We start from the raw sequence: 11,141 nt of genomic DNA on the forward strand, positions 1-11,141 counted from the left end.
CCCATGATTTCCAATCATGGGCGGTTTGGAAAACGATGCAGTCACATCAGCGGCGCGATGGCCTTCAGCACGGGCCCCGCCAGACGGCGGAGCAGCGGCTCCTGCCGCAGGGTCTGGAGGGAGGCCCGGCGGCATTGGGCCAGGGTGGCCTGGAAGTCCGCCTCGATGTCCGGGACGCAGGGGACGCCGCACAGGTAGGCGGCGCACTCGAAGTGGTGGTACAGGCTGCGGTAGTCCAGATTGATGGTGCCCACCACCGCCTCGTGATCGTCGCTTACGAAGACCTTGGCGTGGACGAAGCCGGGGGTGTACTCGTAGATCTTCACGCCGGATTCCAGCAGGGAGGGATAGTGGGTCTTGGCCAGGGCGTAGGGGGCGGCCTTGTCGGGGATGCCCGGCAGGATCAGCGTCACGTCCACGCCCCGCTCCGCCGCGAATTTCAGGGCGGTCTCCATCTCCCCGTCCAGGATCAGATAGGGGGTCATGATGTGGACGTACCGCTGCGCCCGGTTCAGCAGGTCCATGTAGACCCGCTCCCCCACCTTGTCCCGGTCCAGGGGACAGTCGCCGTAGGGGATGACGAAGCCCGCCGGTTCCGCCGGAGCGCCGGCGGGGCAGGAGAGGAACCGGTCAAACTCCGGCTGCTTCTCCCCGATGCTCCACATCTGCAAGAACATGAGGGTGAAGCTGGGGACGGCGTCGCCCTTCAGCATGACGGCGGTGTCCTTCCAGTGGCCGAACCGCTCCCGGCGGTTGATGTACTCGTCCGCCAGATTGACGCCGCCGGTGAAGGCGGTATGGCCGTCGATGACGAGAATTTTCCGGTGATCCCGGTAGTTGTAGTGGGTGGAGAGGAAGGGCGTCACCGGGGAGAAGATCCTGCACCGGATACCCAGCTGCCGCAGCCGCTCCGGATAGTCGTGGGGCAGGGTGGAGAACTCGCAGGTGCCGTCGTACATCACCCGGACGTCCACGCCCGATTTGGCCTTCCGGGCCAGGATCTCCAGCACCCGGCCCCACATGACGCCCTCGTCCACGATGAAGTACTCCAGGAAGATGAACCGCTCCGCCTGCTCCAGCTGCCGCAGCAGCTCCTCCCACTTGGCCTCGCCGGAGGGGAAGTAGGTGACGCCGGTGTGTCCGCACACCGGATAGCCGCCGGTGCGGCGGAGATACCGGGCCAGGGCCGCCGGACCGGGGTCCGTCCGCTCCAGCCGCTCCAGCACCTCGCCGTCCTGGGGGAGATTGTCCCGGGTCTGGTCCATCAGCTGGTTCAGCCGCTTTTTCAGGGCCCGGTGGCCCAGATCGCTCTGGGTGTACCAGAACAGCGTCGCCCCGAACACCGGCAGCAGCATGATGACGATGAGCCAGGTGATCTTGGCGGTGGGGTCCATGGGGCTATTCAGCAGGTACACCACCATGGCGGTCATGAAGATCACCGTGCCCCCCAAGATGTGGGGCAGGAAGCCCTCGAACCATCGGAAGGCGCAGACCAGCAGAAAGATGTGGAACGCCAGCAGCAGCAGGATCAGCCCCATGCGGCTGAAGATGGCGTGGATCACGCCCTTTTGCCCCTTTTCCAGCAGGGTCAGGCCCTTGCTCTGTTCATTGTCCATGGTACGCTCCTTCCTCCGGCGCGGGGAACTGCGCCCGCCTGTCACGGAAACTGTCTCTTTCCATGACAGTATAAACGATTTTCCGACAGAAATCAACCTGGGGCAGAACAGGCCAAAACCGGCTGCCAGACGGCAGCCGGTTCAGCTTGTCGAAAAACCCTGCCTGAAGGAAAAGAGTCCTTTTTTGCAGGGGGAGTACGAGGGGGCGGGAGCCCCCTCGTATTGGATCGAATGCCTGCAAAAAGCCTGTGTCAGCAGGCGTTTGCGCCGCGCAGCGGCAGCTTTTCGGCCCGATGCGCGGGCAGAAAAGCGAGGCATTGTGAAGGCTGTTGAAAAAGTCCAATGGACTTTTTCGACAGCCTGAACCGGCTGCCGCCAGACAGCCGGTTTTGCGTATGCGTCCTTACTGAAGCTCCTCGGGGATCCACCACAGGCCGTCGTTGTTCTCGGCCATGTACTGCTTGAACTCGTCGGAGTGATAGGCGTCCACGATGGCCTTCGCCCAGTCGGCGTCCTTGTTCTCCTCCTTCACCACCACCTGCAACACCAGATGGTCCATGATGTCCTCGTTGGCCAGGGCGGTGGAGGCGTCGATACCGGCGTTGTACACCACGCTGCCGGTGATGGCCACGTAGTCGAAGTCCTGGATGGCGGCGGGGATGGTCAGGGACTTCATCTCGGTGAATTCAATGTTGTGGGGGTTCTCGATGATGTCGTCCTGGGTGACGGCGGTGGGCTCCGCGTCCGGGTCCAGGGTGATCCAGCCGATCTTCTGGAGCATCAGATAGCACCGGGCGGTGTTGGAGGCGTCGTTGGGCACGGCCACCTTGGCGCCGTCGGGGATCTCATCCAGCGTGGCGTGGTTCACGGAGTAGACGCCCGCCGGGACGGTGGGGATGGGGCAGATGGGCACCAGATCGCCGTCGTTGTTGGCGTTGAAGCTCTCGCAGTAGGCGGTGTGCTGCTCCACGTTCACGTCCACCTCGCCGCTGTTCAGCACCTGATCGGCGATCAGCAGCTCGGAGGTGTCCACGCAGCGGAGGGTGTAGCCCTGCTTCTCCAGAATGGGCACGATGGCGGCCTCAAACAGCTCCGTGTAGGGGCCCTGGGACTTGCTGTAGACGATCTCCGTCTTCTTCCCGGCGGCGGAGGAGGATGCGGAGGATGTGGAAGCGGAACCGGCGGACGCGGCGGGGGCGGCGGAGGAAGCGCCGGAGGAGCCGCAGGCGGCCAGGGACAGGCTCAGGGCCAGAGACAGTGCAAGCGCGATGATCTTTTTCATGGGAGTTGCCTTCTTTCTGAAATCATATGAATCAAAGAGATACAATCGGAATAATAGGAATTTGACGCAAAAGAGACAGACGGCGTCTCACCGGTGCTCCCGCAGCCTGCGGGACAGGGTGTTTCCGGCCAGCTGGAGCAGCTGCACCAGCACCACCAGAATGATTACGGTGAGGACCATCAGGGGGGTGTTCATCTTCTCGTAGCCGTAGGTCAGGGCCAGATCGCCCACGCCGCCGCCGCCCACGTAGCCGGCCATGGCGGAGGCGCCCAGCAGGCCCACGGTGCCGGTGGTCAGGCCCAGGACGATGGAGCCCAGGGTTTCCGGGATGAGGAAATAGCGGATGATCTGGGGGGTGGTGGCGCCCATGGCCTGGGCGGCCTCCAGGATGCCGGAGCTGATCTCCAGCAGACTGTTCTCAATGAGCCGGGCCAGGTACGGGCTGATGTACACGATGAGGGGCACCAGGGCGGCGGTGCTGCCGATGGTGGTGCCCACGACGGCCCGGGTCAGGGGCATGATGGCCACCAGCAGGATGACAAAGGGGATGCTGCGGACGATATTGATGTAGACGCTGACCACGGTGTACACCGCCCGGTTCTCCGCCAGACCGCCCTTCCGGCACAGCACCAGCGCCAGGGCCATGGCGGCCCCCAGAACGGTGCCGAACAGCAGCGACCAGCCCACCATGTACAGCGTCTGTCCGCCGTTCAGCAGCAGACGCTCCAGGGAGACCTTGAAGATTTTGGTTTGCAGCAATGCCTCCATCAGGAGATCACCACCCTTTCCCGCAGGACGCCGGCGCCGTCGATGGTCCGTTCCGCCCGGGCGATATCGTTATCAGAGCCGAAGAGCTGCAAAATGAACACGCACATGACGCTGTCCTGCATCTCCTGGACGGTGGCCCCCAGAATGTTGACCTCCACGCCCTCCGTCTTGCAGATCTCCGAGATGACGGGTTTCTTCACGCTGGAGCCGATGAATTTCAGCCGCTCGATCTGACAGGGCCGCTGTTCCTTCCGCACCAGATCCAGAATGCTCTCCGGGATCCGGTCGTTGATGACGGTGCGGACGAACCGCCGGGTGACCTCCGCCCGGGGCCGTCCGAACACCTCCAGCACGCTGCCCTGCTCCACCACCTGGCCGTTCTCCATGACGGCCACCTTGTTGCAGATCATCTGGATGACCTGCATCTGGTGGGTGATCAGCAGGATGGTGACGCCCATCTCCCGGTTCACCCGCTTCAGCAGGTGGAGGATGGACTCCGTGGTCTGGGGGTCCAGGGCGCTGGTAGCCTCGTCGCACAGGAGGATGGCCGGCTCCGTGGCCAGGGCCCGGGCGATGCCCACCCGCTGCTTCTGTCCGCCGGACAGCTGGCTGACGTAGGTGTCCCGCTTGTCCTCCAGCTCCACGAATCGCAGCACCTCCGTCACCCGGCGGGCGATCCGCTCTTTCGGGACGCCCTCCAGCACCAGGGGGATGGCCACGTTCTGGAACACGGTCTTGCCCTCCAGCAGATTGAACTGCTGGAACACCATGCCGATCTTCCGGCGGAGCTGCCGCAGTCCGGACTTGGACAGCCCAGCCAGCGGCTGGCCGTCCACCGTCACGGCGCCGCTGTCCGGCTTCTCCAGCCGGTTCACCATGCGGAGGAGGGTGGACTTTCCCGCGCCGGAAAAGCCGATGATGCCGTAGATGTCCCCCTTCTCCACATGGACGGACACGTCCTTCAGGGCGTCCACCGTGCCGCCGGGGCCGGTGAATCGCTTGCTGATATGCTCTAACCGGATCATTTCCCGTCCCTCTCTCTCAGCCACCACAGGGCGTAGCCTGCGTACAGGCCCGCCGCCAGGGGCAGGGCCGTCTCGTCCAGGTCGAAGTTCACGGTGTGCAGGCCGTTCTTGGTCCCGGGCCGGTCCGGATCGGCGGTGCCCACGTGGGCGTAGCACCCGGGCACCAGCCGCTGGTACTCGGCGAAGTTGTCGCCCCCCAGGGAGAAGGGCTGGTCCGTGACGATGGTGAGGGTGTCGTCCAGCTCCCGGGCGGCCTGAGCGGCCTCCCGGCAGACCTGGGGGTCGTTGATGAGGGCGGAGGTGACGTCGGTCCAGATCACCCGCGCTTCCGCGCCGCTGAACCGGGCGGTCTGCTCCGCCACCTGGTCGATCCAGGCCCGCACCTGCATCCGGGTCTCCTGGGAGATGGTGCGGGTGGTGCCCTCCAGCTCCGCCGACGCAGCCACGGCGTTGTAGGCGGTGCCCGCCGTCAGCTTGCCGATGCCCAGAACCACCGGCTCCACCGGGGAGATGCGCCGGGCCGCCAGTCCCTGCACCGCCACCACGATCTGGCTGGCGGCGTACAGGGCGTCGGCCCCCAGCTGGGGAGCGGACACGTGGGCGGATTTGCCCTGAACCACGATGCGGAAGTGATCCACCGCCGCGTTGTTCAGTCCCGGCGTGATGCCGACGGTGCCCACGGGGTAGAGGGGCGTGCCGTGGAGGCCGAAGATGCGCTCCACGCCCTCCAGCGCCCCGGCGGCCAGAAAGTCCGGCGCGCCCTGGCCCGTCTCCTCGCCGGGCTGGAAGATCAGACGGACCTCGCCGCCGAAGCGGTGCCGGTTCCGGGCCAGCAGCCCCGCCGCGCCCAGGAGGGCGGCGGTGTGGGCGTCGTGGCCGCAGGCGTGCATGACGCCGTCGGTCTGGGAGCGGTACTCCACGTCGTTGGCCTCCTGAATGGGCAGGGCGTCGATGTCCGCCCGGAGGGCCACGGTGCCGCCGCCGGTTCCGGTGCCCCGCAGGACGCCCAGCACGCCGGTGGGGACGATGCGGGTGTGGGGGATGTCCAGCCGGTCCAGCTCCCGCTCGATGACGGCGGCGGTGCGGGTCTCCTGCATGGCCAGCTCCGGGCAGCGGTGGAGCTCCCGGCGCAGGTCCGACAGATACGCCTGCTCAGACCGGGCCTGTTCCAGTAATGTACCCATGTTTCCTTCTTTCTCCGGAACCTGTCCGGTCACAAAACAGTTGATATGGTATGGCCGCGGGCCGTCCGGCGACATCGTCCCCGCCGGAAATTCTCCCGCAGCAGCGCTTCGAATAAGGCCTGCATGACGGTCCCTCCTGTCAGATGGAAGTGATACCTCCCCGGCGAAGGCTCTCCGCGTTCCTGGGAAGCGGCGCAAAAAAACCGGGGGCGGCGCGCGCTCCCGGACAAGAGATATGGACCGTTGGCCGCGCGGTCAGGGCGCGGCGCGGCGGGAGACAGGCATGCGGACCCGCCCGGCCATATCCATTGCCCGGGAGCACAGCATTCGTCCACAGCGGAAATTGCTCCGCAGCAGGTCCTCCAGCAGCTTGCCCATGTCCGTGCCTCCCCTCAATTACATATAAAATTAATATGTTTGATAGGTTTAAGATACCACAAACACCGATGATTGTCAATCGTGAAAATGCGGTTTGGCGTATTTTCACAGAAAACGGGGGAAAAGATGGCGGCACGGATGGAGATTCTGCCGGTGCGGCGCATAGGGAAACGTACAAAAAACAACCCATGGCAAGAAATTGCCATGGGTTGTTCTGTGTCGGATGAAAGAGCGAATTACTTCAACTCGACCTTGGCGCCGACGTCCTCCAGCTGCTTCTTCAGAGCCTCGGCGTCGTCCTTGGAGATGCCCTCCTTCAGGGTCTTGGGAGCGCCCTCGACGGTAGCCTTGGCCTCGGCCAGGCCCTGGCCGGTGATCTCACGGACAGCCTTGATGACCTTGATCTTGGCGGCGGCGTCGAAGCCGGTCAGGACAACGTCGAACTCGGTCTTCTCAGCCTCGGCGGGAGCGGCAGCGCCAGCGGCGGGAGCGGCCATAGCGGCGGCAGAAACACCGAACTCCTCCTCCAGAGCGTGGACCAGGTCGTTCAGCTCCAGAACGGTCAGAGCCTTGATCTCCTCGATCATAGCAGTAACTTTCTCAGACATGATAAATAGCCTCCTAATAGTAAAATTTCAAAAAGTAGGTTCCGTCGTCGGATTATTCGGCGGCGGGGGCGGCCTCCTCGGCGGGGGCAGCATCTTCGGCGGGAGCGCCGTCCTTCTCGGCGATCTGCTTCAGGACGACGGCCAGGGCGGTGATGGGCGCCAGCATGGTACCCAGGACCTGAGCCTGCAGGACAGGCAGAGCGGGGATAGAGGCCAGAGCGTTGATGGTAGCCAGGTCAACGGCCTTGCCCTCCATGAAGCCGCCCTTGATCTCGAACTTGCCGTTGAGCTTCTTGGCATAGTCGGACATGACGCGGGCGGGAGCGACCACATCGCTGTCGCACAGGGCGAGAGAAGTGGTGCCGTTCAGCAGGTCGTCCAGATCGTTGAGACCGGTGTTGTTAAAGGCAAAGCGGAGCAGAGTGTTCTTGACGACGGCGTAGTCGATGCCGCTCTCACGGCAATCCTTACGCAGCGCAGTATCCTCCTCCACCGTGATGCCCTTGTAGTCCACGATCACGCCGGCCTGGGCCTTCTGGATCTTCTCGGTCAGCTGAGCCACGATGGCCTGCTTCTCGCTCAAGACTTTTGCGTTAGGCATTCTTGGTTTCACCTCCAGGAAATTTGTCGGTGCGTTCAAAAAAAAGGACCGCCCGAGTGTCCGGAAAGACACAGGGACGGATAGCAAATCAAAAAATGATTGCCGCCCTCGGCAGGACTTACGGGCGCAAGCCCACCTGCTGTCTTTGGAACGCATCCATTATTATATTCAAGTATCGGCCAAAAGTCAATACTTAAATAAAAAGTTTATCACGCATTTTTTCAAAAAATGTGCCCTCTACCTCCCGGGAAGGGGGTCCGGGGGGAACCTCCGGTTTCCCCCAAAGCTTCGCCCTGCGGGCGAAGCCAAGGAAAAGGGCCAGGAAAAACCTGCGGTTTTTCCGGTTGCTCTGCCCGCAGGGCAGAGCAAATTGCCGTAATCATTTTCGCCGCGGCGTGTACGTGGCGAAAATACCGATACCCCAGCCGCCGGGGGCGGCGACACCAGTGACCGACGTCACTGGTGAGGGGGAATCTAAAGGGGGGACGCAAGTCCCCCCTTTAAAGCAGCGGCCCGATTAGACGAGCTTCGCCGTATTCATCTTCACGCCGGGGCCCATGGTGGCGGCAGCCACGCAGGAGCGGATATACTGGCCCTTGGTGGAGGCGGGCTTCGCCTTGACGATGGCGCCCATCAGAGCGTTGTAGTTCTCGGTCAGCTTCTCGGGGCCGAAGGAGACCTTGCCGATGGGGCAGTGGATGATGTTGGTCTTGTCCAGACGGTACTCGATCTTACCGGCCTTGACCTCCTTGACGGCCTTGGCCACGTCGGGAGTGACGGTGCCGGCCTTGGGAGAGGGCATCAGGCCCTTGGGGCCCAGCAGCTTACCGAGACGGCCCACCACGCCCATCATGTCGGGGCTGGCGACCACCACGTCGAAGTCGAACCAGTTTTCCTTCTGGATCTTCTCCACCATATCCATATCGCCCACGTAATCAGCGCCGGCCTCACGGGCGGCGTCGGCCTTGTCGCCCTTGGCGAACACCAGGACGCGGACGGTCTTGCCGGTGCCGTGGGGCAGCACGATGGCGCCGCGGACCTGCTGATCGGCGTGACGGGAGTCAACGCCCAGCTTCACATGCAGCTCGACGGTCTCGTCGAACTTGGCGGTAGCGGTCTTGCAAACCAGCGCCAGACCCTCGGCAGCCTCATACTGCATGTTCCGGTCGATCTGCTTGGCGCTATCCTTATATTTCTTGCCTCTAAACAATGTTACTTCCTCCTCATAGTGGTTCTTCGGAATCGGATCCTCCCACTGTATGGAGCGGCGACTTCGCCGCTCGGCTGTTGGTTGTCAGGGCTCAGTCGCCGACGACGACGCCCATGCTGCGGCAGGTGCCGGCGATCATGCTCATGGCGGACTCCAGGTTGGCGGCGTTCAGGTCCTTCATCTTGATCTCAGCGATCTTCTGGATGGAGGCCTTGGAGATGGTGGCCACCTTGGTCTTGTTGGGCACGCCGGAGCCGGACTCGATGTTGCACTCCTTCTTGATGAGGACGGCGGCGGGGGGAGTCTTGGTGATGAAAGAGAAGGAGCGGTCGGAATAGACGGTGATGACCACGGGGATGATCATGCCCATGTCATTCTTGGTACGCTCGTTGAACTCCTTGGTGAACGCCGCGATGTTGACGCCGTGCTGGCCCAGAGCGGGGCCGACGGGGGGGGCGGGAGTCGCCTTGCCTGCGGGGATCTGCAGCTTTACATAGCCGGTAATTTTCTGTGCCACGGAGTAGCACCTCCTAAATCGTAAGAATGTGGTAGCGGTCCGGCGCTGCCGGGCCGTTTCTGGCGGGACCGGTCACGGTCCCTCCCACTGCTGCCGGACAAGTCCGGCGGGTCAATTACTGGAGCACCTCGACCTGGTCGAGCGCCAGCTCCACGGGGGTCTCCCGTCCGAACATGGAGACCATGACGGAGACGCGGTCCTTCTCCGGCTCGATCTCCTCCACCACGCCGGTGAAGGTGGACAGGGGTCCATCCGTGATCTTCACATGGTCGCCCACATGGTAGTTGACCACGATCTCGTGTTTTTCCATGCCCATGGCCAGGACCTCGTCCTCAGTCAGGGGGATGGGCTTGTTGGCGGAGCCCACGAAGCCGGTGACGCCGCGGACGTTCCGCACCAGATGCCAGGTGTCGTCGGTCATCACCATTTTGATGAGCACATAGCCGGGGAACACTTTCCGCTCCACCTCTTTGGTGGCGCCGGACTCCGTCACCTCGGTGACCGTCTCCATAGGGACCTCGATCCGCAGGATGACGTCGTGCATGTCCCGGCCGTTGACAAACTTCTCGATGCTGGTCTTGACGGCATTCTCATAGCCGGAATAGGTATGGATCACATACCACTTCGCATTGTCTGCCATATCCGGTCCTCTCAGCCGCCCAGGACACTGATGAGCATCTGGAAGAAGTTGACGACCACGGCGTCAAAGATCCAGATGCAGGCGCCGAGGATCAGGGAGCACAGCAGCACGGTGCCGGTGTTCTTGACGACGGTCTGCTTGTTGGGCCATACGACCTTCTTCAGTTCGCTTTTCATCTCGCGGAACCACTGTCCGCGGCTCTTTTTCTTCTTTGCTTCTTCAGCCATTCTTACACGCCCTTTCTTATCGTCCGCCGATCACTTGGTTTCCGTGTGGAGCGTGTGCTTGCGGCAGAAGGGACAATACTTGTTGAGTTCCAGCTTGTCCGGGGTGTTCTTCTTGTTCTTCATGGTATTGTAGTTTCGCTGCTTGCACTCGTTGCATCTCAGTGTGACTTTCACGCGCATCTAACGGCACCTCCTTATTATTGGCATCCCTCAGGGGGACACCGACTGCCTCCCTGCCTCGTAACGGTACTCTCTCCCACGGCCTGAAAAGCGAAATGAGCGCATGAAAAGAAAGCCCTTTTTCACAGGTAAGTTAGATTTTAGCACAAGTCAAACCATCCGTCAACTGTTTTTTGCAAAATATCCGGTATTTTTCCCGGCGCCTCCGGACGGCCCATTTGCCACTTCCGGCGGGGCGGAAAGTGTGGTATAATACGCTCATTATTATAAAGAAGGCCCTCCGCGGGACGGGGGACCATCGGAAAAGCGAGGGACGCATCATGCGCATCATGGCCATTGACTACGGCGACGCTCACACCGGCATCGCCATCTCCGACCCCACGGGACTGCTGACGGGCTTTTCGGCCACCATCGACGCCTACCGCCCGGAGGTGGTGGCGGAGCGGGTCGCCGCGCTGGCGAAGGAGCACGGCGTGGAGGAGCTGGTGCTGGGCCATCCCGTGAACATGGACGGGACGCGGGGCCCCCGGGCGGAGAAGGCGGAGGCCATGGGGGAGCTGCTGAGGACCGCCACCGGCCTGCCGGTGACGCTGTGGGACGAGCGCCGCACCACCATCGACGCCCACCAGATCCTGTTCAACAACGGAAAGAACGCGAAAAAGCGGAAAAAGGTGGTGGACGCCGTGGCGGCGTCCCTGATCCTGGAGGGGTATCTCACCTATAAAAAGAGCAGAGGATGACAAAAACGCTCCGCGGCCAGCGGCGGGGGAGCGCAGGCTGTCTAAAAAGTCCGTTGGACTTTTTCGACAGCCTTCACAATGCCTCGCTTTTCTGCCCGCGCAGCGGGCCGAAAAGCTGCCGCTGCGCGGCGCAAACGCCTGCTGACACAGGCTTTTTGCAGGCAT

Annotated in this window: 15 protein-coding genes and 1 other annotated feature; of the genes, 2 read left to right on the forward strand and 13 right to left on the reverse strand. The window is 62.7% G+C overall.

Annotated elements, in window-relative coordinates; all coding sequences use genetic code 11:
- Positions 1-41 precede the first annotated feature (41 nt).
- From ACTNBU_RS04235 to rpmG, 13 genes are all read right to left on the reverse strand, one after another.
- Positions 42-1,616 (reverse strand): phospholipase D-like domain-containing protein, encoded by a 1,575-nt coding sequence (locus ACTNBU_RS04235; RefSeq protein WP_441031150.1) that lies wholly within the window; start codon positions 1,614-1,616, stop codon positions 42-44.
- Between the two features lie 403 nt (positions 1,617-2,019).
- The gene (locus tag ACTNBU_RS04240; RefSeq protein ID WP_441031155.1) at positions 2,020-2,898 is read right to left on the reverse strand and encodes a MetQ/NlpA family ABC transporter substrate-binding protein; all 879 of its coding nucleotides are present in this window, start codon (positions 2,896-2,898) and stop codon (positions 2,020-2,022) included.
- 87 nt (positions 2,899-2,985) lie between these two features.
- Positions 2,986-3,666: a methionine ABC transporter permease gene (locus tag ACTNBU_RS04245; protein ID WP_441031158.1), complete on the reverse strand. Its 681-nt coding sequence runs from the start codon at positions 3,664-3,666 to the stop codon at positions 2,986-2,988.
- Entirely contained in the window at positions 3,666-4,691 is a 1,026-nt protein-coding gene (locus tag ACTNBU_RS04250) for a methionine ABC transporter ATP-binding protein (protein ID WP_441031161.1), read from the reverse strand. Before ACTNBU_RS04250 ends, ACTNBU_RS04245 begins: the two co-directional genes overlap by 1 nt.
- The gene (locus tag ACTNBU_RS04255; protein WP_441031164.1) at positions 4,688-5,875 is read right to left on the reverse strand and encodes a M20 metallopeptidase family protein; all 1,188 of its coding nucleotides are present in this window, start codon (positions 5,873-5,875) and stop codon (positions 4,688-4,690) included. The genes ACTNBU_RS04250 and ACTNBU_RS04255 overlap by 4 nt, the downstream gene beginning before the upstream one ends.
- A gap of 255 nt (positions 5,876-6,130) precedes the next feature.
- Positions 6,131-6,253 (reverse strand): hypothetical protein, encoded by a 123-nt coding sequence (locus ACTNBU_RS04260; RefSeq protein WP_441031167.1) that lies wholly within the window; start codon positions 6,251-6,253, stop codon positions 6,131-6,133.
- Positions 6,254-6,489: 236 nt separating this feature from the next.
- Entirely contained in the window at positions 6,490-6,861 is a 372-nt protein-coding gene (gene rplL / locus ACTNBU_RS04265; protein ID WP_441031170.1) for a 50S ribosomal protein L7/L12, read from the reverse strand.
- A gap of 52 nt (positions 6,862-6,913) precedes the next feature.
- Positions 6,914-7,462, reverse strand: coding sequence for a 50S ribosomal protein L10 (gene rplJ / locus ACTNBU_RS04270; protein ID WP_441031172.1), 549 nt, complete (start codon positions 7,460-7,462; stop codon positions 6,914-6,916).
- 32 nt (positions 7,463-7,494) lie between these two features.
- Positions 7,495-7,629: a sequence feature (ribosomal protein L10 leader region), on the reverse strand.
- A 350-nt stretch (positions 7,630-7,979) separates the two neighbouring features.
- Positions 7,980-8,672, reverse strand: a complete 693-nt coding sequence (rplA, locus tag ACTNBU_RS04275; protein ID WP_441031175.1) for a 50S ribosomal protein L1 — start codon at positions 8,670-8,672, stop codon at positions 7,980-7,982.
- A gap of 91 nt (positions 8,673-8,763) precedes the next feature.
- Positions 8,764-9,189 carry a 50S ribosomal protein L11 gene (rplK, locus tag ACTNBU_RS04280; RefSeq protein ID WP_441031178.1) on the reverse strand — a complete coding sequence of 142 codons (426 nt, stop codon included), beginning with the start codon at positions 9,187-9,189 and terminating at the stop codon, positions 8,764-8,766.
- 115 nt (positions 9,190-9,304) lie between these two features.
- Positions 9,305-9,829 carry a transcription termination/antitermination protein NusG gene (gene nusG / locus ACTNBU_RS04285; RefSeq protein ID WP_441031180.1) on the reverse strand — a complete coding sequence of 175 codons (525 nt, stop codon included), beginning with the start codon at positions 9,827-9,829 and terminating at the stop codon, positions 9,305-9,307.
- 11 nt (positions 9,830-9,840) lie between these two features.
- Positions 9,841-10,056 (reverse strand): preprotein translocase subunit SecE, encoded by a 216-nt coding sequence (gene secE / locus ACTNBU_RS04290; RefSeq protein WP_441031183.1) that lies wholly within the window; start codon positions 10,054-10,056, stop codon positions 9,841-9,843.
- Positions 10,057-10,086: 30 nt separating this feature from the next.
- Positions 10,087-10,236 (reverse strand): 50S ribosomal protein L33, encoded by a 150-nt coding sequence (gene rpmG, locus ACTNBU_RS04295; RefSeq protein ID WP_441031186.1) that lies wholly within the window; start codon positions 10,234-10,236, stop codon positions 10,087-10,089.
- 103 nt (positions 10,237-10,339) lie between these two features.
- Between rpmG and ACTNBU_RS04300 the strand changes: the two genes are divergently transcribed.
- Entirely contained in the window at positions 10,340-10,489 is a 150-nt protein-coding gene (locus tag ACTNBU_RS04300) for a hypothetical protein (protein ID WP_441031189.1), read from the forward strand.
- A gap of 67 nt (positions 10,490-10,556) precedes the next feature.
- Positions 10,557-10,976, forward strand: a complete 420-nt coding sequence (ruvX, locus tag ACTNBU_RS04305) for a Holliday junction resolvase RuvX (RefSeq protein ID WP_441031192.1) — start codon at positions 10,557-10,559, stop codon at positions 10,974-10,976.
- Positions 10,977-11,141 lie beyond the last annotated feature (165 nt).

Source organism: Dysosmobacter sp. HCP28S3_G4, from assembly GCF_052065175.1.
In the GTDB taxonomy this organism is placed as follows: Bacteria; Bacillota; Clostridia; order Oscillospirales; family Oscillospiraceae; genus Oscillibacter.